This window comes from Eubacterium sp. OM08-24 (assembly GCF_003438075.1).
Lineage (GTDB): Bacteria > Bacillota > Clostridia > Oscillospirales > Acutalibacteraceae > Ruminococcoides.
This window is the reverse complement of the sequence record NZ_QSTA01000002.1, coordinates 89679-114343: the sequence shown is the minus strand read 5'-3', so window position 1 is coordinate 114343 and position 24665 is coordinate 89679. Positions and strand designations below refer to the sequence as shown.

The 24665-nt window shown below is 37.7% G+C and carries 22 protein-coding genes and 1 tRNA gene; 20 read left to right on the top strand and 3 right to left on the bottom strand.

Annotated features, from left to right (window positions below; genetic code table 11):
- Positions 1 to 262: 262 nt before the first annotated feature.
- A complete protein-coding gene (locus DXC23_RS05470) occupies positions 263 to 1993 on the top strand; it encodes an RNA polymerase sigma factor (RefSeq protein WP_158552453.1) in 1731 nt (576 codons plus the stop codon).
- 56 nt (positions 1994 to 2049) lie between these two features.
- Here the strand turns inward: DXC23_RS05470 and DXC23_RS05465 are convergent, their stop codons facing one another.
- The gene (locus tag DXC23_RS05465; protein ID WP_117705163.1) at positions 2050 to 3063 is read right to left on the bottom strand and encodes a CHAP domain-containing protein; all 1014 of its coding nucleotides are present in this window, start codon (positions 3061 to 3063) and stop codon (positions 2050 to 2052) included.
- A 293-nt stretch (positions 3064 to 3356) separates the two neighbouring features.
- Here DXC23_RS05465 and DXC23_RS05460 point away from each other — a divergent pair, with 293 nt between their 5' ends.
- The 7 genes from DXC23_RS05460 to DXC23_RS05430 all read left to right on the top strand — a co-directional run bounded on the left by DXC23_RS05460 (position 3357) and on the right by DXC23_RS05430 (position 8493).
- Positions 3357 to 3545: a DUF951 domain-containing protein gene (locus DXC23_RS05460; RefSeq protein ID WP_117705162.1), complete on the top strand. Its 189-nt coding sequence runs from the start codon at positions 3357 to 3359 to the stop codon at positions 3543 to 3545.
- A 1-nt stretch (position 3546) separates the two neighbouring features.
- Entirely contained in the window at positions 3547 to 4623 is a 1077-nt protein-coding gene (gene prfA / locus DXC23_RS05455) for a peptide chain release factor 1 (RefSeq protein WP_117705161.1), read from the top strand.
- A complete protein-coding gene (locus DXC23_RS05450) occupies positions 4565 to 5671 on the top strand; it encodes an L-threonylcarbamoyladenylate synthase (protein ID WP_347474783.1) in 1107 nt (368 codons plus the stop codon). Before prfA ends, DXC23_RS05450 begins: the two co-directional genes overlap by 59 nt.
- Positions 5658 to 6266 (top strand): dephospho-CoA kinase, encoded by a 609-nt coding sequence (coaE, locus tag DXC23_RS05445; RefSeq protein ID WP_158552450.1) that lies wholly within the window; start codon positions 5658 to 5660, stop codon positions 6264 to 6266. The genes DXC23_RS05450 and coaE overlap by 14 nt, the downstream gene beginning before the upstream one ends.
- Entirely contained in the window at positions 6266 to 6877 is a 612-nt protein-coding gene (locus tag DXC23_RS05440) for a lytic transglycosylase domain-containing protein (RefSeq protein WP_117705158.1), read from the top strand. Before coaE ends, DXC23_RS05440 begins: the two co-directional genes overlap by 1 nt.
- Positions 6878 to 6913: 36 nt before the next feature.
- A complete protein-coding gene (locus DXC23_RS05435; RefSeq protein WP_117705157.1) occupies positions 6914 to 8326 on the top strand; it encodes an aminopeptidase in 1413 nt (470 codons plus the stop codon).
- 90 nt (positions 8327 to 8416) lie between these two features.
- A tRNA-Arg gene (locus DXC23_RS05430) sits at positions 8417 to 8493 on the top strand.
- Between the two features lie 709 nt (positions 8494 to 9202).
- Here the strand turns inward: DXC23_RS05430 and murF are convergent.
- Positions 9203 to 10552, bottom strand: a complete 1350-nt coding sequence (gene murF / locus DXC23_RS05425) for a UDP-N-acetylmuramoyl-tripeptide--D-alanyl-D-alanine ligase (RefSeq protein ID WP_117705156.1) — start codon at positions 10550 to 10552, stop codon at positions 9203 to 9205.
- A 245-nt stretch (positions 10553 to 10797) separates the two neighbouring features.
- Here murF and DXC23_RS05420 point away from each other — a divergent pair, with 245 nt between their 5' ends.
- Positions 10798 to 12438, top strand: a complete 1641-nt coding sequence (locus DXC23_RS05420) for an AMP-binding protein (protein ID WP_117705155.1) — start codon at positions 10798 to 10800, stop codon at positions 12436 to 12438.
- An 88-nt stretch (positions 12439 to 12526) separates the two neighbouring features.
- Here the strand turns inward: DXC23_RS05420 and DXC23_RS05415 are convergent, their stop codons facing one another.
- Positions 12527 to 13609, bottom strand: a complete 1083-nt coding sequence (locus tag DXC23_RS05415) for a putative sulfate exporter family transporter (RefSeq protein ID WP_117705154.1) — start codon at positions 13607 to 13609, stop codon at positions 12527 to 12529.
- Between the two features lie 105 nt (positions 13610 to 13714).
- Between DXC23_RS05415 and DXC23_RS05410 the strand changes: the two genes are divergently transcribed.
- The 11 genes from DXC23_RS05410 to cas2 all read left to right on the top strand — a co-directional run bounded on the left by DXC23_RS05410 (position 13715) and on the right by cas2 (position 24518).
- The gene (locus tag DXC23_RS05410; protein WP_117705153.1) at positions 13715 to 14572 is read left to right on the top strand and encodes a LysR family transcriptional regulator; all 858 of its coding nucleotides are present in this window, start codon (positions 13715 to 13717) and stop codon (positions 14570 to 14572) included.
- Between the two features lie 62 nt (positions 14573 to 14634).
- The gene (locus DXC23_RS05405) at positions 14635 to 15180 is read left to right on the top strand and encodes a hypothetical protein (protein ID WP_117705152.1); all 546 of its coding nucleotides are present in this window, start codon (positions 14635 to 14637) and stop codon (positions 15178 to 15180) included.
- A gap of 95 nt (positions 15181 to 15275) precedes the next feature.
- A complete protein-coding gene (locus tag DXC23_RS05400; RefSeq protein WP_117705151.1) occupies positions 15276 to 16115 on the top strand; it encodes a DegV family protein in 840 nt (279 codons plus the stop codon).
- Between the two features lie 241 nt (positions 16116 to 16356).
- Complete coding sequence (cas6, locus tag DXC23_RS05395) at positions 16357 to 17097, top strand: CRISPR-associated endoribonuclease Cas6 (RefSeq protein WP_117705150.1); 741 nt, start codon at positions 16357 to 16359, stop codon at positions 17095 to 17097.
- On the top strand, positions 17097 to 18497 hold the full coding sequence (gene cas8a1 / locus DXC23_RS05390) for a type I CRISPR-associated protein Cas8a1/Csx8 (RefSeq protein ID WP_117705149.1): 1401 nt from the start codon (positions 17097 to 17099) through the stop codon (positions 18495 to 18497). The genes cas6 and cas8a1 overlap by 1 nt, the downstream gene beginning before the upstream one ends.
- Positions 18498 to 18515: 18 nt before the next feature.
- Entirely contained in the window at positions 18516 to 19415 is a 900-nt protein-coding gene (gene cas7i, locus DXC23_RS05385) for a type I-B CRISPR-associated protein Cas7/Cst2/DevR (protein WP_117705148.1), read from the top strand.
- Between the two features lie 12 nt (positions 19416 to 19427).
- On the top strand, positions 19428 to 20501 hold the full coding sequence (cas5, locus tag DXC23_RS05380; protein ID WP_117705147.1) for a CRISPR-associated protein Cas5: 1074 nt from the start codon (positions 19428 to 19430) through the stop codon (positions 20499 to 20501).
- Between the two features lie 9 nt (positions 20502 to 20510).
- Entirely contained in the window at positions 20511 to 22727 is a 2217-nt protein-coding gene (cas3, locus tag DXC23_RS05375) for a CRISPR-associated helicase Cas3' (protein WP_117705146.1), read from the top strand.
- Between the two features lie 9 nt (positions 22728 to 22736).
- Positions 22737 to 23234 carry a CRISPR-associated protein Cas4 gene (cas4, locus tag DXC23_RS12525; RefSeq protein ID WP_199523052.1) on the top strand — a complete coding sequence of 166 codons (498 nt, stop codon included), beginning with the start codon at positions 22737 to 22739 and terminating at the stop codon, positions 23232 to 23234.
- 9 nt (positions 23235 to 23243) lie between these two features.
- Entirely contained in the window at positions 23244 to 24236 is a 993-nt protein-coding gene (gene cas1b, locus DXC23_RS05370; protein ID WP_176782138.1) for a type I-B CRISPR-associated endonuclease Cas1b, read from the top strand.
- A 3-nt stretch (positions 24237 to 24239) separates the two neighbouring features.
- Positions 24240 to 24518 carry a CRISPR-associated endonuclease Cas2 gene (cas2, locus tag DXC23_RS05365; protein WP_117705145.1) on the top strand — a complete coding sequence of 93 codons (279 nt, stop codon included), beginning with the start codon at positions 24240 to 24242 and terminating at the stop codon, positions 24516 to 24518.
- Positions 24519 to 24665: the final 147 nt, after the last annotated feature.

Genomic DNA, 24665 nt, shown 5'->3' with positions numbered 1-24665 from the left:
AAATATTTCAAGTAAAATTTATGTAAAAGTTACAAAAAATTTTTGAAAAGTCATTTGTAATTATTCGTATTAAAAGTTTGAAAAAATAAATACCCATAAACAGCGTTTTTATGATATAATAAAATTTATCACAAAAATAATAAAAATCATAAATCAAAAAAATTTAAAAAAATATTAAAAATTTTAAAAAAATTAAATGGAAGTTGATTTTCAATCGTCTATATTATGTACTGCTTTTTATACTGATTTAAAGGAGATATTTATGGAAGAAATAAGTAGTTTAGTAATTAAAGCCAAAAACGGTGATAATACGGCATTTGACAGGTTGTATTATCTTACACAGCAAGAGGTGTGGTTTACCTGCATAAGTTTGTTGAAAAACGAAACTCACGCAGAGGAAATTATGCAAAATACATATGTTACCGCATTTTTAAAGCTGAATACTCTTGAAGAAAACGCCAAATTCCCTGTATGGGTTAAGAAAATTGCGGTAAATAAATGCAAGGACTTTTTTAAAGCCAAACAGGAACTGCAGCTTGATGATGAAATTCTTGAGAATTATTCTGAAACTTCGGAAATAACAATTCCCGAGGAATATATAACCGATAATGAAAATCGCAGAATAATTTTAGAAATTATGCAGAATACTTTGTCGCAAGTACAATACAGAGCCGTTTTTATGTATTATTTTGATGAAATGTCAATAACAGAAATTGCAGAGGTTGAAGATTGCCCCGTGGGTACTGTAATGTCACGCCTTAATCTTGCCAGAGGAAAAATGAAAAAGGCGATTTTAAAGTATGAAGAGGAAAACAACGATAAATTGCACATTATTGTACCCGTTCCGTTTTTTACTTCTCTTTTCATTACAGAGGCAAAAAACTTAATTGTTCCGAAGATAAGTATAACATCTCAAAATTTAGAACCGAAAAGCAGTACATTAAAAGCAGAAAAAAATATAGGCGCATTTGGAGGAAAATTAATGTCAAAATCAATTCTTTTAAAACTTTTTGCAATAGTTGCAGCTTTTGCTGTTGTTATTGGCGGAATTACGGCTGCGGTGGTAGTGAATAACAAAAATAAGGATAAAAACATCGATGATGTTGTTTCTCAAATAAACAGCAATATTTCCGATGAGAACAGCGGAGCTGACAACGGAGAAGACGGATTAACTCAAATTGATTACAGTCTTGATGAACAGGTGCTTTTTGATAACGACAAGTGTACTGTCACTGTCACGGGTTGTGAGATGTATAGTAACAGATTTGAGGTAAAAGCAGAACTCAAAAATAAAACAACAGATGAAGAAATAAAAGTTGATACAGATTTTAGCGATTACTTTTATGTAAACAGGTATTATTGCCATGATATTGGTAGGGTTGGCTATGGTTGCACAGATCCGGGCGAAACAGATTCATTCAGCATAAAATTTGATCTTGAACAAATTAAAAAATGCGGTATAAATTCTATTGATGAAGTGGCATTTAATCTACAGGTATATAATACTGAAAATCATTCTGACGAAGAAACATTTTATTGTAATCAAATATTTTATTTGTATCCAACAGGCAAAACAGCTGACGAAATCACTCCGCCGGCAAGAGAAAATACAAATACCGAACAGGTTGTTTTTGACAATGAATACGGTACTTTATTGTATTTAGATACAGACCACACCTCATCAGAAAAATATGATAGATTAAGATTATATTCACATAATAAAACAGATAAAACTGTAAAGTTTGAGATGCTCAGTGCAACGATTAACGGAAACGATACTACAGCATATACAATACAGTATTGTGCCGCTGATATGAATTGCTATTATTATATTTTAGTAGATAAAGAGGATATTGAAAAGTACAAAAATGCATCGGGAAAAAATATTTTAGAATTCAGAATGATAGAAGAAGATTCTGAAACCCACGCATGGGCAAGCGGAGTTTCGGGAGATAGAGCTTTGTATGAGGATACATGTACAATTGAATTTTAAACCAAAAAACGGTCATTCGCACATTTTGCGAATGACCGTAATTTTATTATGTAGTTTTAGAGTGTTTTTTGTTTTGAAATAATGCGCTGTAAAGCTGTTACATCGCCTACATCAATTTTACCGTCGCCGTCAAGATCGGCAAGCTTTAGCTGTGCGTCTGTAAGGTCGCCGTTTTTAGATACATACAACTGGAGAGCGGTGGTGTCGAGAACATTGATTTCACCGCTTAAGTCGATATCGCCAATCTTGTATACTATGTCATCACTTGTAGGCTTGTCCTGAATAAACTTACAGAAGTCAAGAGCCACCCAACCTTTTTTGCCTTTGTTGGTACCCTTGATTATTTCTGAATAACCCCATGTGTAGCCGCCGTTTGCTTTAATATCGGTAACATAAACCTGATCGTTGTTATAGAGCTGAGAAACTGTTTTTGAAGAAGTTGCTGCGGTTTCTCTCATATTGAGATAGTCGCTTACTTCAACCTCATAAACACCGTTTTTGTAGTCTGTAACAACATTATCGCTGTCACTGCCCTTGTTAAAGTCGCCAAGGTAAATAAATCCCTGGAATGTCCAGTCTGACTCACCCATTGTAGGGTCATTAACATCGGCATATGTAAGGTAGAAGTTTTTCCAACCCCAAGCTGAGTTTGAAAGTGTAACTGTACCGTTCTCTACCTTTTCTACAACGGCAACATGACCGCCTGTTTCGCCGTTTCTGTAATATTCCCAACAAGCAATAGCGCCAACCTTTGGAGTCTGACCTCTGCTGTAACCATCGTTGTAGTCATACCACTCGTAAGCGTCATAGTGGCAAAGTCCCGGATCTCTGCCAAGAATTTCGTATGCTCTGCCGTAAGCGTAAGCTGTGCAGTTTGGCATACCATAGCCGTATTGGTAATAGATATTTTTATTGCTGTAATAATAATCATTGCTGTATGACGGTGCATCAAGTCTTGAGGTGAAAGACGATGACGCATTAGCAATCATTGAATACGAAAATACTGTGGTAAAAAGTAATGCACAAACTAAGAACATTGCCGGAATTCTTTTGAGTTTTTTATAAAACATTTTAAATCTTCCTTTCTGTCAAATATGTTTACATTTCTGTTTATCAAAGCCTATTTTACCACATCTGTGATAAAAAGGCAATGAATTTTTAATATTATTGTAATTATTTGTAATCTTTGTAAAAGCAGTTAAAGCAAACTCTTGATATTTTGGCAGTATTGATATATAATAAAAATCAATAATAGCATAAAACAAAATGCTGACAAGCGCTTTTTGCAAAATATTGTTTAAAAATGCCGAAAAGCGTCTGTTTTACTTGAGTTTTTAGCTTTTATATAATCGGAAGTGTTAGTATGAATGTTAATGTCGGTGACAGAGCAGAAATGAAAAAACCGCACCCTTGCGGTTGTAAAGAATTTGAAATATTAAGGATTGGAATGGATTTTAAAATCCGTTGCCTCGGTTGTGGCAGAGAGGTTATGGTGCCACGCAATAAGATTGAAAAAAATATTAAAAGAATTTTAACCGATAAGGAAAAATAATATGTTTGAAAGAATAGAAATTTTTGACAAAAGGTACTCCGAGCTTTCGCAAAGGCTTTATGAGCCGTCGGTTGCGGCAGATCCCGAGCAGTATCAAAAAATAATGAAAGAGCTTAAGTCGATTGAAGAAATTGTGCTTACATATCGTGATTACAAAAAGGCGGTAAAGGCGCAGGAAGAAAGTCTTGAAATTCTTGACGAAAGCAGTGACAACGACTTAAAGGAGCTTGCTCAGCTCGAACTTGACGAGGCTAAGCAAAATATTGAGGAGCTTTCGGAAAATCTGAAAATCTTACTTTTGCCAAAAGACCCGAATGATGAGCGAAATGTTATCGTGGAAATTCGTGGCGGCGCAGGCGGTGAGGAGTCGGCGCTTTTCAGTGCGGTGCTTTTCAGAATGTATAGTATGTATGCCGAGAAAAAGGGATACAAAATCGAAATAGTAAACGCAAACGAAACCGAGCTTGGCGGCTACAAGGAAATTTCTTTTATGATTGAGGGCGAGGGCGCATACTCTCGTTTTAAATATGAAAGCGGCGTGCATCGTGTTCAGCGAGTGCCCGAAACCGAAAGTCAGGGCAGAGTGCATACTTCAACCACAACGGTTGCCGTTTTGCCGGAGGCAGAAGATGTCGAGCTTGAAATTGACCCTAACGATTTGAAAATAGACACATTCCGCTCAAGCGGTGCAGGCGGTCAGCATATCAACAAAACCAGCTCCGCAATCAGAATTACCCACTTGCCCACAGGCACTGTTGTTGAGTGTCAGGACGAAAGAAGTCAGTACAAAAACAAAGATAAGGCGCTCAAGGTGCTTAAAAGCCGACTTTTAAAGGAAAAGCAGGACAAGCAGGCGAGTGAAATTGCCGCTAACCGTAAGTCACAGGTAGGCACAGGCGACAGAAGTGAAAGAATAAGAACCTACAATTATCCGCAGGGCAGACTTACCGACCACAGAATCGGACTTACGCTATACAAGCTTGAAGATATATTGAATGGCAATCTTGACGAGGTTATAGATGCTCTTGTTACAGCAGACAGAGCCGAAAAGCTCAAGGAAAGTATGGAAAATTCATAATCAAGGTGACAATATGCAAACATTATTGCTCGAAAGTACACAGGAAAACATAAACAAAGCAGGAGAAATCCTGAGAAAAGGCGGACTTGTAGGTATGCCGACCGAAACCGTTTACGGACTTGCGGCAGACGCTCTCAACGGCAAGGCAGTCGCAAAAATTTTCAAGGCAAAGGGCAGACCGATGGATAATCCGCTGATTGTTCATGTGGCTGAGTTTGAGGATATAGAAAAATTCGGCTTAACCGCAGAAATTCCCGAAAAGGCAAAAATTCTTGCCAAAAAATTTATGCCGGGCCCTCTTACAATTATAATGAAAAAATCGGATATTATTCCCGATGAAGTGTCGGCAGGACTTGAAACCGTTGCAATCCGCTGTCCGTCACACCCTGTTGCAAGGGCGCTCATAAGAGCGGCTAAAACTCCGCTTGCCGCACCATCGGCAAATTTGTCGGGTTCGCCAAGCCCTACTACCGCAACTCATGTAATGAATGATATGAACGGCAAAATAGAGGCTGTTATTGACGGCGGCGCAAGCGAAGTTGGTGTGGAGAGTACGGTTATCACTCTTGCGGGCGAAGTTCCTTGCCTTTTAAGACCGGGCGGAATTACTCTTGAACAGCTCAGAGAAACCATTGGCGAGGTTGAGCTTAACAAGGCGGTGCTCGACAAGCTCGACCCTAACCAAAAGGCGGCAAGTCCGGGTATGAAGTACAAGCATTATTCGCCAAAAGCGAGGGTTATACTTCTTAAAGGCACAGATGAAGAATATATTAATTATGTAAACAGCAAGGCTGACGGCAAAACAGCCGCCTTGTGTTGTGACGAGGATATTTCACAGCTGAAAGTAAAAACATTTTCGCTTGGCAAAAGAAAAGACTATGCACAGCAGGCGCACAGACTTTTTGATATGCTCCGAGAGGTTGACGAGGTTGGCGGAATAGATACGGCGTATTCCCGACTGCCGTCATGTGAGGGCGTTGGAATGGCACTGTATAACAGGCTTATCAGAGCCGCCGGCTATGAGGTGATTGACCTTGAAAAAATATAAAATATTAGGACTTACAGGGCAGACGGGCGCAGGCAAAAGCACTGTATCAGAGGTTTTTGCCAAAAGCGGTGCGGCGGTAATCAATGCAGACCGTCTTGTGGCAGAGCTTTATGCGCCAAACTCGGTGTGTCTTAAAATTCTTTCGGCGGAGTTTGGCAGTGACATAATATTGCCAAACAAAACTCTTGACCGCAAAAAACTTGCGCAAAGGGCATTTGCAACAAAGGAAAAAACAGAAATTTTAGGCGAGCTTATCCACCCGTTTGTGCTTTCGCTTTTTCTGAAAAAAGCCGAGGAGTGTATAAGTGCCGACAAAAAGCTGATTGTGTTTGATGCGCCTCAGCTTTTTGAGAGCAGGGCAAATGTGATTTGCGATTTCATAATCAGCATTACCGCAGATGAAAATATAAGAAAACAGCGCATAATGCAGAGGGATAATATTTCAGAAGAAATGGCGGACAGCCGTATAAACGCTCAGCTTACCGAAAGCTATTTCAAAGAAAATTCGGATTTTATTCTTGAAAATAACGGCTCTCGGCAAGAACTTATCAGCAAAGCCGAGGGACTGCTCGGATACTTACGGCAGGTGATTTAATGGCGGCAAATCCACGATACAAGAAGAAACCACAAAAGAAGAAAAAAGGCTTTATAGTCGGCGGCTGTATTGTGCTTGCGGCAATTTTGCTTGCACTGTTTGTGTTTAATTGTTATGACAGCGCAAGGGAACAGCTGCTCGAACTCAGCTATCCGAGAGATTACAGTAAATATGTGCAAAAAGCCGCAAAGGATTATGAGCTTGATGAGTCGCTTATTTATGCCGTTATCCGAACGGAAAGCGGATTTAATGCAGACGCTCAGTCGGACGCAGGCGCTTGCGGAATAATGCAGGTTATGCCGAGTTCGTTTGAATGGCTGCAGCAGGTGAGAGACTGCGAGGGAAAATACACAGAAGACGACTTGTTTAATCCCGAAATCTGTATAGACTACGGCTCGTATCTTTTAAAATATTTTCTTGATTTTTACGGAACAGAAACATCGGCTATTGCAGCGTACAACGCAGGTTTTGTGGTGTCTGACTGGCTTGACAATCCCGATTACAGCACAGACGGCGTAACGCTTACAGATATACCGTATCCCGAAACAAAGGAATATGTGGAAAGGGTAACGGACGCAAAAGCAAAGTATATTGAGTTATATTATTCATAAAATAATATGGTACAACTAAATGAAAGGAAGATAATTATGGCAGACGAAAAAAGTAAGGCAACTCTTCTTAAAGAAGAAATTTTTATGAAAGGCAAAAAGGGCGTGGCTGCCCTCAGTGCCGAAGAAGTTGAAAAGGCAGACGATTTCTGCGTAGGCTATAAAGAATTTTTAGACCATTCTCCTGTTGAGCGTGAGGCTGTAAGCTACACTCTTGAGCTTGCAAAGAAAGCAGGCTTTACAGAGTATAACGAAAATGCGTCATATAATGCAGGTGACAAGGTTTATTATGTAAATCGTGACAAGGCGATTGCTCTTGCAGTTATCGGTAAAAACGGCGTAAAGAACGGCGCAAGACTTGCGATTGCTCACATTGATTCACCGAGAATTGATTTAAAGCCAAACCCACTTTACGAGGACACAAACCTTGCACTTTTCAAAACTCACTACTACGGCGGTCTTAAAAAGTACCAGTGGACAGCACTTCCGCTTTCTCTCCATGGCACAGTCGTAAAGCTTGACGGCACAAAGGTAAACATCACTTGGGGCGATGACGAGGGCGAATCTTGTTTCTGCGTTACCGACTTGCTCCCACACCTTGCAAAGGATCAGGTTTCAAAGCCGCTTGCAAAGGTGTTTACAGGTGAAGACCTCAATGTTCTTGTCGGCTCTCGTCCATATGCTGACGGCGAAGACGAAAAAGACCTTGTAAAGCTCAATGTAATGGCAATTCTTAATAAGAAATACGGCATAGTTGAGGGGGATTTCCTGTCGGCAGAGCTTTGTCTTATTCCGTCATTTAAGACAAGAGATATTGGATTTGACGCAAGTATGATCGGCGGCTACGGTCACGATGATAAGGTTTGTGCTTATCCTGCGGTTATGGCGGCTCTTGATGTAAACACTCCTGAGCAGACCTGTATTACTTACCTTACCGATAAGGAAGAAACAGGCAGTGACGGCAATACAGGTATGCAGAGCGACTTTTTGCGTTACTTTGTGTATGACCTTGCAAAGCAGGACGGCATTGACGGATACAAGGCACTTTCAAAGAGCACTTGTCTTTCGGCAGATGTAAGCGCAGCATATGACCCAACCTATGCAGCGGCTTACGAGGCAAAGAATTCTTGCTATATTAACGAGGGTGTTGTTATTTCAAAATATACAGGTCATGGCGGAAAGTACGATACTTCGGACGCATCTGCCGAGTATATGGGCAAGGTAAGAGCTTTGCTTGAGAAAAACAATGTAATGTGGCAGGTAGGCGAGCTCGGCAAGGTTGATATGGGCGGCGGCGGAACAATCGCCAAGTATGTTGCCAATATGAATGTTGATGTAGTAGACCTCGGTGTGCCTGTACTTTGTATGCACGCACCTTTTGAAATCGTATCAAAGGTTGATGTTTATATGGCTTACAGAGCATTCTTTGCTTTCTTTGATGATAAAAATTAAAAAAATAAATAAATAAAAATTCAAAAAACACTTGCTTTTTTTAAAAGAATGTGGTAATATACTTCTTGCGGTTAATAATTAACCGCATATGCGCTGGTAGCTCAGCTGGATAGAGTGTCTGACTACGAATCAGAAGGTCGGGAGTTCGAGTCTCTTCCAGCGCGCCAATAACACACCTTGATTTACAGGGTGTGTTATTTTTTTCGGTTCTTTGTCAATAGTTGGGGCTAAGAACAGAGTTATCAAGGCTTCCCGGTATTCCTATGTAAAGGAAAATGTCGCATAGCGACAAAGGGTTAGCCGTTTTCGCAGAAAAAAGCTGTCACGCAAGTGACTGATGAGGTGTAGAACTCGTTAAGAGTTCTCTTATATAAAAGATTAGATTAAGAAAAACGCCGTAAACGGCGACACCTCATCTGGCATTTTCCCTAGAAAATGCCAACTTCCCCTCAAAGCGGAAGGCTTTTTAGCTTGTTGAAATTTTTAGGATAACATCATTACCCAAACATTTATCATAGAACCAAAAAGAAATAATCAGCAGATAAGCCGTCATCGCTATGCGTTGACGGCTTTAATTTTAAGAATATCTTTCCTTTTTTGCTATCGCAATTTAATGGCATTCGCCGTTATTTCAAACCGCCAAACGGTAAGCCGTTTGGCTATTAAAATTTGCGATAGCATAAAGCATATGTGGGCGTTGCTCACACCTACAACCTTTGAAAAGGTTGACCAAACTTTTAACTTTGGGATGGAGAGCTTTATTTTTGCATTACTTTGTTGCCCGATCGAAAATCGGCTAAATCATTATTTACAATGTTACCCCAACATTTAAAACAGAACCTGAAAAGATAACCACAATAAGTGAAACAGAGCAGCTCATTCTCCTCTCAAAAACGCAACTATTCTTTCAAACTGCATTGAATGTGAGGCTTTTACTAAAATTGTATCGCCCTTTTTAAGCAGATCTTTAATTTCGGGGAAGAGAGAGTCAATATCTGCATACCATTTTCCGCCACTGCCCTCGGCAAGTGATTTTGCGAGCGGCCCTACTGCAATTACAAGGTCAACGCCTTTTTCTTTTGCGTACTCTCCTGTTGTGCGGTGCATTTCAAGCTCGTTTGTGCCGAGTTCTTTCATATCGCCGAGAATCGCAACCGTTCTGCCCTTAAAGTTCACAAGTGTATCTATGCTTGCCATAACCGAGGTCGGGTTTGCGTTGTAGCAGTCATCTATGATTTTGTAATCTTTAGTATTAATAACATTTGCTCTGCTGCCTACTGTTTTGTAGGATTCCACACCCCTTATCAGCTCGTCATTGCTAAGTCCGCAAAGTTTGCCTACTGCAACGGCGGCAAGCGCATTTGATACCATATAACTGCCGATAGCAGGAATTTTTACAGAAAGCTTTGTGTTGCCAAAGCAAAGGTCGGCAAGCACACCGCCGTCTGCATTGTTTTGAATATTCTCGGCATAGTATTCGTTTTTGCTGTCAAGTCCAAAGAAAATCGGCTTTTTGTCGTTTACTTCTGTTACGGTTGAGAGCTTGTCATCGTCACCGTTGAGCACAAACTCCGCACCCTCGCTTGCAAATTTAAACATTTCTGTTTTTGCTTTTAATACACCGTTGCGGTCGCCAAGATTTTCAAGATGGCAACAGCCGATTATTGTAATCACGCAGATGGTTGGCTGAACCATTTGCGCAAGTCGGCTCATTTCGCCAAAATCTGAAATTCCCATTTCAATTACAGCCGCCTCGGTATCTTCCGGCATTGCAAGAAGTGTAAGAGGCACACCAAGCTCATTGTTTAGGTTGCCCTGCGTTTTGTGGGTTTTAAATTTCTGAGAAAGCACAGCGTAAAGCATTTCCTTTGTAGAGGTTTTACCCACGCTGCCCGACACGCCGACTATCGGAATGTCAAACTTTTTGCGGTATGCCATACCTATTTTTTTAACCGCCTCAAGGGTAGAGTCAACGAGTATGTACGGCTTTGTAGGATTTTTCGGTGCGTTTTCGCAGATAGCGCATACAGCGCCGTCAGCATAGCATTTTTCAATAAAATCGTGTCCGTCTGCTCGCTCGCCTTTAATGGCAAGGAAAAGTGAATTTTCTTTAATGCATCTGCTGTCACGCTCAACTGATGAAATTGCGGTTTGCTTTAAATTTTCGTCACCCACATATTTACCGCCGCAGGCAGCAGCTATTTCCTCAAGAGTAAATTTTTTCATATTATCACGCCCTGTTAAATTTTTATTTATACTTTTATATACTCTAAATATACCAAAAATACTGTATTTTTGCAATAGCGGTAATATTTACGAAGTGCTGATTATTTTACATTATTATGCAGTTTTTGCATAACTGTTTGATTTATTAATAAAATAAGAATAATGCTATTTATTGACTAATCAGTCTATTTTTGATATTATTTTATCTGTAATAATTTTAGGTTTATTCTGAAAGGCGAGATAATATGCAGTTGTATAAGCAATTTTGCACCGAAGAATTTGACAACGATAATACATTAAAGAGCTTTAAGTTAAAATTTGAAGATAACTATAATTTCGGATACGATGTGCTCGACCAAATGGCAGAAAAAGCACCAAACGATATTGCTCTTGTGTGGACAAATCCAGAGGGTGAGGAAAGAATTTTTACATTTGCGGATTTAAGCAGACTAAGCAACAAGGCGGCAAATGTTTTCTTGAAATACGGCATAAAAAAAGGTGACAGAGTATTGCTTATGCTCAAGCGCAACTATGAGTATTGGTACATAGTTACAGCGCTCCATAAGCTGGGCGTGGTTGCGATTCCTGCCACAAATATGCTTACCGCCGAGGACATAAGTTACAGAGTAAATGTTGCAAATATTAAAATGGCGGTATGCACACCCGACAGCGACACCGTAGAGAATATTTTGCAGGCAAAGAATAAGGGAAATTCATTAAAAACAGTGTTTGTGGCAAGAAAAGATTTTGACGGCACTGTAAATATTACAAAAGAAATCGAAAGCGCAAGCGCCGAGCTTGAACGAGTAGAAACCAAGGCAACCGAGCCTATGCTCATTTACTTTACTTCGGGCACAACAGGCTATCCAAAGGCAGTGGTGCATAACCACATTTATTCCTTGTGCCATATAATTTCAGCAAAGTATTGGCAAAATGTTAAAGAGGGCGGACTTCATTTTTCAATTGCCGAAACAGGCTGGGCAAAGGCATCATACGGTAAAATTTACGGTCAGTGGCTTTGCGGTTGTGCGGTTATGGCTTTTGATTTTGAAAAGTTCTCACCGTCAAAAATCCTCAAGGTTATTGAAAAATTCAAGGTTACTTCATTCTGCGCACCGCCTACCGCATACAGATACTTTGTCAAAAAAGGTATGCAAATGTACGATTTAAGCTCGCTTGAATATCTCACAACAGCAGGCGAGGCACTCAACCCGATTGTGGCAGAGGCAGTGTATCAGCAGACAGGACTTCACCCAATGGAAGGTTACGGTCAGAGTGAAACTACATTGCTCATTGCAAATCTTAACGGCACTCATGGCAAAACGGGTTCAATCGGAAAGCCAAGCCCAATGTATGACATAAGACTTGTTGACTCAGACGGCAACGAGGTAAAGCAGGGCGAAACAGGCGAGATTGTAGTTATACCTCCAAAGGACAGAAAGCAGTACGGAATATTTACAAATTACATTGGTGACGAGCAAATGTATCAATATGCGTGGAGAAAGGGAATGTACCACACAAACGATACTGCATATATGGACGAGGACGGATATTATTGGTATGTAGGCAGAGCTGATGACCTTATAAAAACAAGAGGATACAGAGTAGGCCCTTTTGAAATTGAAAATGTGCTTATGAAACACCCTGCCGTACTTGAGTGCGCCGTAATCGGTGTGCCCGATGAAAGTCGTGGACAGGCAATCAAGGCAATTATAAAAACCGTTGACGGATGCGACGCTGACAAAAATCTTGTAAATGACATTAAAGTTTTTTCAAACAAGCGCCTTGCATCATACAAATGGATACAGTACATTGAATTTACCGATGAAATGCCAAAGACAATCAGCGGTAAAATAAAAAGAGTTGCACTCAAAGCAAATGCGTAATAGTTTTGAAATTAATTTTAATATATACACTTTTGTGCAAAACAAAAAATCACCGTCAGGTTATACTTGGCGGTGATTTTTGTATGAATTAAATGTTTGATGAATAAATACCTGTAAGGCTTTGTACCAAGAGAGATACGGCAGTAATAGAAATCCAGCAGCATAGGCCGAGTAAAATAGGCTTTCCGCCGTTTTTTATAAGGTCAACAATATTAGTGTTAAGCCCGATGCCTGCCATTGCCATTGCTATAAAAAATTTTGCAAGCCATTTTGTAAATGTAATAAAATGACTGTAAAAAAGCGTAAAACTACATTCCGGAATAATTCCCACAACTGTTGTTATTACTGACGCACCTATAAAGAATAGGATGAACCAAGGGAAAATTCTTTTAAACGAAAACGAGCCTTCGCCTTTGTCTGACTGTTTTGCTTTTCTTGCTCTGTAAATGGCAAGACAAAGAGTAATCGGAATAATTGCAAGTGTGCGTGTCAATTTTACGGTTACAGCAGCAGAAAGAATACCTGTTGTATTGTAAATGCTTTCGGCGGTAGACGCAGCGGCTGTTACAGATGAGGTATCATTAACGGCAGTGCCTGCAAACACAGCAAAACCCTCTGTGCCAAGCCCTATTGAATATCCGAAAACAGGAAATATAAGTGCGGCAAGAATATTGAAAAAGAAGATTACAGAAATTGACCTTGCCACATCTGAATCGTCTGCATCAATAACGGGTGCGGTTGCGGCAATGGCAGAGCCACCGCAAATTGATGAGCCAACACCGATAAGACAGGCGGTTTTTGAGTTGATTTTAAGAATTTTCATCATTAAAAAAGCAACGATCAGCGATGTTGAAACAGTGCAGATAATTACAGGCAAACTTTTTGCACCTACAACAGCAATGGTATTGAGGTCAAGCGAAAAACCGAGAATTATAACTGCCCATTGCAATATCTTTTTAGATGTAAATTTAATTCCGCCGGCAAATGTGGATTTTTTTGCAAGAGTAGGCGAGATTAGTGAAATAATCATACCTGTTATAATAGCAAATACCGGCACACCTATAAGTTCAAATGAAAATCCGCCAATGCCGAACATACACATAATTTCGGCAAAAGCCGCAATTATAGCGCAAAGCAATATTCCGCCGCAATTTTTCTTAATAAATGTCATAAATTTCCCTCCAAATTTATATTACCTATTGATTGTAACACAAGTTAGTAATAAAATATAATTATGATTTAATATGAAATAATAAGTAAAATTTATGAGGTTATTATGATAGATTACAGAATAAAAACATTTCTTGTGCTTTGCGATACGATGAATTATCGAAAAACAGCAGAGCTTTTGAATATGACACAGCCTGCCGTTACTCAGCATATTCATTTTTTGGAGAACGAATATAAGTGTAAGCTTTTTATATATGACAGACATACGCTAAAAATTACCGGTGACGGAGAGCTGCTTAAAAATTATGCTGAAAATGTGATTTTTCAGGAGCAAAAGCTGCTTGAAAAAATGCAGACAGAGCGAAAGCCTGTGCTAAGAATAGGCGCAACAAAAACAATTGGTGAATTTGTGATTGATGAAAAACTTGCAGATTATTTAAAAAATCCAAACAACAACCTGCTGATTGATATAGACAACACCGTAAGGCTTTTGCAAAGACTCAAGAAAGGCGAGCTTGATTTGGCGATGATTGAAGGCTTTTTCGACAGCAAGGAATTTGCAAGCAAAATTTATAAGGAGGAAGATTTTATCGGTGTGTGCAGTAAAAATCATCCGTTTGCAAACCAAGCAATTTCTCTTGAAAAAGCTTTCTCCCAAACACTGTTTATTCGTGAAAAGGGTTCGGGAACAAGGACAATCCTCGAACAGCTTTTGTCTGAACATAATTACACCGTTGAGAATTTTAGGCGAAATGTGTGCGTAAGCAATTTTGGATTGATGTCAAAATTAATTGCAAAAAATATCGGAATAACCTTTGCGTATAAAGCATTTTTGAAAAGCAGTGACACACTCGCTCCTTTTTATATTGACGGTTACAAGACCGTACGCAATTTTAGGTTTGTGTATCTTGATACTCCGGATTCACTGAAAATAGTAGAGAGTTTTGAAAAAATACTTGCTTAATCAATTTTGTGTGATATAATTGTGCTGTAAATATACCGAATAATATAAAAAGAAGTGATTGTATGCAAAACTCAATACCAACCGAACTTTCTGTAAACGGCAGAAATTTTAATATAATAAAACTGCTCGGCAGGGGAAAGGGTGGATATTCCTACCTTGCAACAGACGGCACAAGCAATTATGTGCTAAAGCAGATTCACCATGAGCCATGCAGTTATTATAAGTTTGGCAAAAAAATTCAGTCCGAGCTAAACGATTATAACCGTCTTTTGAAAATCGGTATTACAATGCCTGAAATGCTCGACATAGATATAGAAAACGAGCGTATTTTAAAGGAATATATTGAGGGCGACACTGTTTTTGAAATGGTGAAAACGGACAGCGTGAAACCCGAATATATAGAACAGGTAAAGAATATGTGCACACTGTTGTATGCAAACAATACAAATATAGATTATTTTCCGACCAACTTCGTAGTTAGAAATGAAAAACTTTTTTACATTGATTACGAGTGTAACGACTATATGGAGGAGTGGAATTTTGAAAATTGGGGCATAAAATATTGGTCAAAAACGGCGGAATTTCTTGAATACTTAAATACACATTAATTTTAAATCGGTGCGTTTTCGTGCCGATTTTTTGTATGCAGAATTTATAAAAATTTGGCTATACTATTAATGTAAATCTTTTTAGAGGTGCTTTAATGGTAAGAATAATAACAGATTCCGCATCGGATTTTGAGGTTTCGGAGCTGAAAGAATTAATGGTTGACTGCGTGCCGCTTTCAGTAAATTTTGGTGATGATGAGCATAAGGATAACGGAGAACTCTCGAAAAATGACTTTTTTGAAAAGCTGAAAAATACAACAGAGCCCGTAAAAACCTCTCAGCCGTCACTTCACGATATAGTGCAGGAGCTTGAGATTGCCAACAGCGGCAAAGACGGCGGTGTGGCAATTTTTATGTCATCAAAAATCAGCGGAACGGCAAATACGGCAAGGATTGCCTGTGATATGACAGGCTGTAAAAATGTGTATATAGTAGATTCTTTAACCGCCTCAGCAGGACAAAAACTGCTTGTGGAATATGCTGTCAAACTGCGCGGACAGGGCAAAACCGCAAAAGAAATTTTTGACGGACTTGAGAGCGTAAAGTCGAAAATATCATTGCTTGCCTGCCTTGACACACTTGAGTATCTGCATCGCGGCGGCAGGGTGAATTATACCAAGGCAATGCTTTCGGCGGTCGCTCATATAAAACCTGTAATAAGGCTCAGTGGCGGCGAGGTGGAATTGCTTGCCAAGAGTTTTAGCATTAAAAGAGGACTAAAGAGTCTTGCTCAAAGGCTCGAAAGGGAAGAACTCAATCCGCATTTTCCATTGTATGTAATGTATTCTGACAACAAAAGCCTTGCAAAAGAGCTTGCGGCAGACATAAAAAAACACCTGCCAACGGCGGCAAGTGTTAAGATAATGCAAATAGGCGCAGTCATTGGCAGTCATATCGGCTCAAATGCCTGCGGTGTTGCATATGTAAAATTGTAATCAATTATCCGAATACCCGAAAAACACCTCTTGTTTAGGGGTGTTTTCTTTTGCGTGAAATAATTTGAAAATTTTTTCAAACTTATGAGCAAAGTCCTGATTATTGGACAGGTAATGTGCTATGATTATTTTATAAATAAAAAAATATATAAAATAAACATATATTAGGAATATTGACAAACAATTTTGTTTACTGATATAATGCAAATTGAATATAAAAGATAAAAAACGGAGGTTAAATATGAAAATCTTATTGCGATTTATTACAAAGCATAACAAGTTTCCGCTTGACTATCGGCGAGTATGTCTTTCTTATTTTAAGCGGTCACTGTCAGAGATTGCCGAGGGAAAGTATTTTGAAAAGTATTATTTTACACCCGAACGCAGAAATTTTACCTTTGCGGTAAATTTGCCGATGCCTAAATTTTCAAAAACGGAAATAGAGCTTGGCAAGAATGAAATCAGTATCACTTTTTCTACTGCCGACAGCACAACGGGATATATTTTTGCATCTGCTTTTATAAAGCAAAAGGGCAAGCATATTCCTGCACCGCTTGGCAATGAAATGATTCTTACCAGCGTTAGTCAGGTGCAGGAAAAGACGGTTAGTTCAAATTCTGCACTTGTAAAAATGCTCAGTCCGCTTTGCTTGAGAATACATAACGCAGAGAGTAATTCGGACAAGTATGTTTCTGTTGCAGATGAAAATTTCAACGAGCTTGCCGAGCAGATAATAAAACGACAGCTTAACGAAAACGGTTTTGATGAAAAGATACTTTCAAAATTCGGCATAAAACCGTTAGATGCCAAAAAGACTGTTGTGTACCACTACAAAAATTATATAGAGTGCAGTTTGGGCACTTTTATTATCAGCGGTGACAGGGCGGTAATAAATTACTTGCTCAAAAGCGGTATCGGCTCAAGAAAATCCGCAGGATTTGGTTTTGCCCAACTTATAGCCGAAGGAGATGAAACGAACTGATGAAAACAACTATTAAATACTATGGTTATGATACATTGCTGCAGCCTACCGATTGGAGGGCTGCGGCGGCAGTTGTAGGCTTGTGCAAGTATTTTGACCATTTTAGAATCGACTATAAAATTCTTTATAATGTTGACGAAAAGCCTGAAAATTATATTCATGGTTTTGACGGAATTATTTATAAAAGCGATAGTATTACCGAAGAAAAGTATCTCGATTTTGTTGAGAGTTATTTTGAAAAATATATGACGCATATAAAATTGCAAAATATTCTCAATAAAGACAAATTAATCGATGAAGATATAGTTAATTTTAAAAGGATTTGCACGGATTCATTTTATGAAAAATTTTTTGAAAACAAAAGATTTGATGGAAGTAATAAAGATTATTTTATTTCAGCCATATACGAAAAAAGATATGAAATGATTACACATTTATATAAATATAAATTGAATTTATATGGAAATTATTGTAACAAGAATAGATTGTATACTGATAAAAATAAAGTTTGCAGAATAAAAGGTTACGATGTTGATAATAGCAAAAAAACCAATATTCTCGGCTTTTGCTTTTCAAAAGAAAGTTTTGACGCTAACGATATTTTGGAATTTGACTTTATTCCGTTTGCTTTTTCAAATCCCGATATGCGAGAAACATATTTTGTAAATAATAATTTTTCGGTTGAAACTTTAGTAAATACTAATCGTGCTTTTTCAGAGCAGCTCAGCAATACAGAGGGCAAAGGCGACAAAAATAAACTTTTGCTTGTCTTGCAAAATTCAAAAGATTATATCAGCTATGATGTTGAAATAATATCAAAGTCACAAAGTAAAGATTATTATGAAACATTTTTTGTAAGACTGGACAGACTAAAGCTGTTAAGGAATTTATCGGAGAAAATGTTGAATTATTATTATTCCACAAATAATTATACATTAATACTTCAAAGTGAGGTGTATTATCGTTGCCTTAATAATGTTTTGCTTGATGATGTTATTCTCAGAATGTTAAAGCTATATTTTATAGACACCAATAACAGAAGGAAAATAAGAGCAAATACAGATGTACTTATTCAAATAAATGTATCTTGGAAAGGAATTGTGAATATGGATAAATTGTACTCAGCAAAAAAATGTGGCAATAAAGTTTCACAAAAACTTATTAGCTTAAATAGTGAAAACACTATTATTTCGTATAGACATAAACTAACATCATCACTTTGCGTTCATGATTACGACAGAGTAAAAGATATACTTCTTAAATTATATGATTGCGTTGGAATAGATTTTCCTTTTATGTATGATTTTTTTGAAAATGCAGAAGTAAACAAGGATGTTGTTTATATGTTTGTATCAGGATTATATGTATCAAGCGAAAGAAATAACGAAAATAAAGACTAATATAAAGGAGATTTTATTATGAAAAACAAAGCTTTAACTCTTACAGTAATCGCAAATATGACAAGTAACTATGGCGAAAGCCTTGGCAATATTTCAAGTGTTCAAAAAGTGTTCAGAGGCGGCAAAGAATACGCAACAAGGAGCAGAGAAAGCCTGAAAAATGCCATCTGCGTTCAGTCTGGATTTTATGATGATTTACAAACTAAGGTGGATAAAGAAAAAGAAAAAACAGTAACGCAAAAGCTTGTAAATAAAGAAATAAATGCAGCAAACTGCCGATCTCTTGAGGGGGGATATATGTTTACAAAATCAAAAGATGTTACATATATTCGCAACAGTTCTTTCTATCTTACCGATGCGGTAGCAACAGAACCTTTTATTAATGACGCCCGTTTCCACAACAATCTTTATCTCGCAACAAATTATGCAAAGGCACATGGTTTGAATGTTCAGAATAACGCCAAGGATTGCGGACTTATGCCATATCAGTATGAATATGACAAGTCAACAAAGATTTACAGTCTTACCATTGACCTTGAAAAAATCGGCAAAGACGAAAACTTTGGCGCAGAGGCAGACAACAACGAAAAATGCGAGAGAGTTATTGCTCTTATTGATGCAGTGGAAAATCTTTCACTTGTTGTTAAGGGCAACCTCGACAACGCAGAGCCAATCTTTGTTGCAGGCGGACTTTCACCACGCAAAACCCACATCTTTGAAAATGCGGTTTCTGTTTCAGGAAAAAAGCTTATTATTGAGCCTGTCAAGGAAAAGCTTGCTCAGGGTTACAGCTGTGCACTTATGCGCAACGGCGAGCTTTCAAACGAAGATGAAATTGTAAGAGAGCTTAACCCAACAAGTGTAACGGATTTTTTTGAAAATCTCAGAGGTCAGGTAAAAGAGTATTTTTCAGAGTAAGGCGGAATTAATATGAAAGCAATTAGACTTCATATAAAACAAAACAGCGCAAATTATAAAAAAGAAGAAACGGTGCAGTGCCGTATGACATACCCTTTGCCGCCATATTCTACTGTTATCGGAGCAATTCACAAGGCTTGCGGTTATACAACCTATCACCCTATGCAGGTAAGCGTACAGGGAAAGTACGGCTCGTTAAAAACTAAAATGTATAAGGACGATTGTTTTCTTAACAGTCTTAAAGATGACCGTAATACCCTTGTAAAAATGAAAAATCCTGATATGCTTTCAAGTGCATATCAGGTGGTGGCAGTTGGAAATAAAAGTGAAGAATCCGGGAGTGCTAGCTTTAAAGATGGCGTCAAAATAAAAGTTGTTAATGAAAAATTGTTAAACGAATACCGTTCATTAATTCGTACTAATAAACGATTTGGCAAGCATAAAAATATAATTGATAAAAAGAAAGCCAAACTTAAAGAGATGAAAGCTGATGAAAATATTTCTCCAGAAGAGGTGAAATGTTATCGTAAGCGCATCAAATATATTGAATCCATTTTCAAGGAACTTAAAAGAGTAAAATATACCGTTCCGTTTTCGCATTTCAGAACCCTTGCAAAAGGCCCTAAGTATTATGAAATCCTTTGCGACATTGAACTTGTAATTCATATTGTGACTGATGACAATACTATGAATGATATTATGGAGAATATCGGAAACCTTACTGCAATCGGCAGAGGAGAGGACTTTGTAGAAGTGCTCGAGTGTGCTCAAACAGAGCTTACTGAGGTTGATGAAGATGTTGATTACGAAAAAGATGATTTCGATGTTTATATGCCTGTTGAGTATTATGAGGAAAATCAATCCGATATGGATATAATTTCAAAAACAGACGGTGGATACGCAGGAGGCACAAAATATTTTATGCCAAAGGATTATGTGGTTGAGCAAATAAAGGGCGGTATGAGAAAACGAGTGTTTAATCGTGTGCCTGTTATTTTCTGCCAGATTAATTACCTTGACAGCGGATGTAAAGGTATAATGCTTGATAAATCAGAGAACGGAATATATACAGTGCTTTTAGCTTGAGGTATTTATATGAATATAGAAGATAAACTTGCAAAACCCGACAAAACTATCGGACAACATTCAAATGAGCTTATAGAGCAGGCAAAACTGCTCTATAAGCTCGGCTATATAAAATCTGATGAGTTATATTCAGATTTACTTGTTGCGTGCAAAAAACACGATTACGGAAAGGCAAACTCTCAATTTCAAAAGCGAGTGCAAAGGGGCGGCAAATTTCAGTCGGAGCTTGAAATTCCGCACAATGTGCTTTCAATATTTTACATTGATAAATCCGAGTGCAATAAGCCTGATAGTGTATATTTTGCAGTGATGTATCATCACGATAATAAGGAATCTCCTATTACGGTTTTCGGTGAAAATAAAGAACTTATCGAAACCTTTATTTCTGAACTTGGTTTGGAAACCGCTTCGTACAATAAGATGAAACGCAATGTTAAGAAAATTAAAGACCTGTTCGACAAAAAACTCAGCGAACCCGAAAAACAATACGCTGTTTTGTTAAAAGGCTTTTTGCACAAATGCGATTACAGTGCAAGCGCAGGCATTGAATGTGAAAAGGTCAATGATTTTCTTAATACTTCACTTAATGAATGGGAAACAGCTGAAAATGTAAGCTACAATGAATTGCAAGAATTTTGTATTAAAAATACGGACAGCAACTTAATTGTAACAGCACCGACAGGTATGGGCAAAACCGAGGCAGGCTTGCTTTGGTGTGGCGACAACAAATGCTTTTTTGTTTTGCCTTTAAAAACAGCTATCAATGCGATGTACGAAAGAATTAAAAAGCTTTGCGGAGATAATTCGCAAGAAGATTATAAGGAAAGAGTGGCACTTGTTCACTCCGATATGAAATCCTATTATTTGGAAGATTCAATAATTAACGGAAAAAATTATGATTTTGTATATGCTCAGTACAGCAAACAACTTTCTTTGCCGATTACAGTATGCACTCCCGACCAAATATTTGACTTTGCCTTGAAGTATGCAGGTTATGAATATAAACTTGCGGTAGCATCATATTCAAAGTTTATTATTGATGAAATACAGATGTATTCACCCGATGTTTTGGCAGCTGTTATTTACGCAATTAAAATGATTCATACGCTTGGCGGCAAGGTGGCAGTGCTGACCGCTACATTACCGCCGTTTGTGAAAAATGAGCTTGAAAAAATCTTTGGAGAAGATGTAAAAACAGCTGATTTTTCGGACAAAGGAAAATTAAAGCACAATGTTAAGGTGCAAGAAAAAGCGTTGCAATCAGATGATATTATTAAAATTTTCAATGATACTAAGTGCGACAAAGTAAAAAAATATCTTGTTGTATGCAACTCGATAGATATTGCAAACAAAATGTATCTTGAATTGAAAGATTCAGAGATAAATGCAGATATAAATCTTTTTCACTCGAATTTTACTAAGAATGACAGAAAAGACAAGGAAAATGAAATTTTAAAAGCCTCTGAAAAACCTAACGAAAGTATGAATATTCCTGAAATATGGATTTCAACCTCTGTTGTAGAGGCAAGCCTTGATATAGATTTTGATATTCTTATTACCGAGTTATCGGATTTATTTTCCCTGTTCCAACGCTTTGGCAGAGTAAACCGAAGAGCTAAAAAAGATTTTTCAACATATAATTGCTTTGTGTTTACAGAAATACAGGGCAACGCTCATTACTTTGTTGATGATACCATCCATGCACTTTCAAAGCAAGCTGTACTGAATGTTGACGGTGTGATTTCTGAGGAGGAAAAGAAAAAACTGATTGACAATTACCTTTCAACCGAAAAAATAGTGCAGTCAAAATATTATGATGAGTATTGCAAAAATTTAAAAAGGTATGAAGATAATTTTGACTATTTGGAGTTGAAAAAAGACGGAATAAGAAGAATTGACAGAAGTGACGCAATTCCTGCTGAGGTGTTTGATCAAAACGAAAGCGTTATTAATGATGCTCTAAAAGTGCTCAATTCAGAATCTGTAAGCCCTGTTGAAAAACTAAAAGCAAGCGAAACAATACTCGGTTTCACTGTTTCTGTAAATCGGTTTAGAATTGACAATAACAATACAGGTAAGTTTATTGATATGAAGTACAATAAACTTCCGATTATTGAGTGTATCTATGACTCCGAATGTGGCATTAGATTTGACAAGAAAAAGAAAACACCAAAGCAAGAAAAAGAAGAGTTAGGCGAAAAAGAAGAACCTGATAACTTTCTATGAGGTAACACTATGGACGAAAACAGAGTTACGGGTATGCATATATACTATTATTATGTTTGTAAAAGAAAACTGTGGTATTTTTCAAACGGGTTGGCTATGGAGAGTGAAAACGAAAATGTAAAACTCGGCAAGCTGATTGACGAAACCACTTATAAGCAAAATAAAAAGCATATTATGATTGACAATACAATTAATATAGATTTCATATCTGAGCACAATCTTTTGCATGAAGTTAAGAAAAGCCGAAAAGTCGAAGAGGCAGGCATTGCTCAGTTAAAATACTATATTTATTATCTTAAAAAACGAGGGGTAGAGGGTATAAGAGGCAGGATTGATTATCCGTTGCTAAAGCAAAGTCTTAATGTTGAGCTTAGCGAAGAAGACGAAAAAGAACTTGAAAGTGCGACAGCCGATATTATAAAAATCATATCGGCTGATTTGCCACCACAATATGAAAATAAAAAGATATGCAAATCATGTGCTTATTATGATTTGTGTTGTATTTGAGGTGATTAAATGCAGGAGAGCTATTACATATATTCAGCAGGCAACCTAACGCAAAAGGATAACACGCTCAGATTTACGACGGTTGACGGAAATGTAAAGGATTTGCCGATTGAAAATATAAAAGAAATTTATATTATGAATGAGATAACGGTTACCTCAAAACTTCTGAATTTATTTTCAAAATACGGTATACTTGTACATTTCTTTAATTACTATCAGTTCTACATTGGCAGTTTTTGCCCTAAAGAAACCAAACTTGCAGGTCAGCTTTTGGTAAAGCAGGTGCTCGCTTACGGAGATTCTGTAAACAGACTTTCAATAGCACGAGAATTTATAGTCGCCGCTTCATACAATATTTACAGAAATCTGAGATATTACAACGGCAGAGGCAAAGATGTATCGGCATATATGAGTTCTATTGAAAATCTGAGAAAGAAACTTCCGAATGTGCAGAGCATAGAAGAGCTTATGGGAATTGAGGGCAATATCCGTCAAGAATACTACAAGGCATGGAACATCATAATTGACCAAGATATAGAATTTGACAAAAGAGTTTATCACCCTGCGGATAATATGATAAACAGTTTAATTTCTTATGTAAACTCACTTGTGTATACCAAAACCCTTGCCGAAATTTATAAAACCCAACTTAATCCTACAATCAGTTATCTGCATCAGCCCGGTACAAGGAGATATTCTCTTGCGCTCGATGTGTCTGAGATTTTTAAGCCGCTAATAGCCGACAGATTAATTTTCTCACTGCTCAACCGCAAGCAGATAACAGAGAACAGCTTTGTGCAGGGATTGAACGGTTTACAGCTAACAGAAAAAGCCTCAAAAATAATTACTTCTGAATTTGATGAGAAACTCAAAACAACTATTTTTCACAAAGAGCTTAATAAAAATGTTTCGTATCAGTTTTTAATACGGCTTGAGCTTTACAAACTGATTAAGCATATAATAGGCGAAAAAGAGTATAAAGGCTTTGAAATGTGGTGGTAAATATTGTATGTAATACTTGTGTATGATATAATATGCGATGAAAAAGGCAAAAAGATTTTGCCAAAGGTATTTAAGATTTGCAAAAAATACCTTGTGCATATTCAAAATTCCGTTTTTGAGGGCAATATCAGCAAAGTGAATGCCCTTGCATTAAAAAAGGAACTTGATGTTTATATCAGAAAGGATAAGGACTCCGTTATAATGTTTCACACTCGTGAAGAGCGATGGATGAGCAAAGATTTTCTCGGAATTGTTGATGATAAAACATCAAATTTTTTATAAGGCATTTTATTGTCGACCTCACATAGCTAAAAAATACGGGGAGGTTGACAGAGCTGTTTTATCAAGCGATCATCGGTGTTTTAGGCTTTTGTATGTGTTGATATAATAAATTCTTAAGTATATTTTAATATGTTGACAAAACAGACC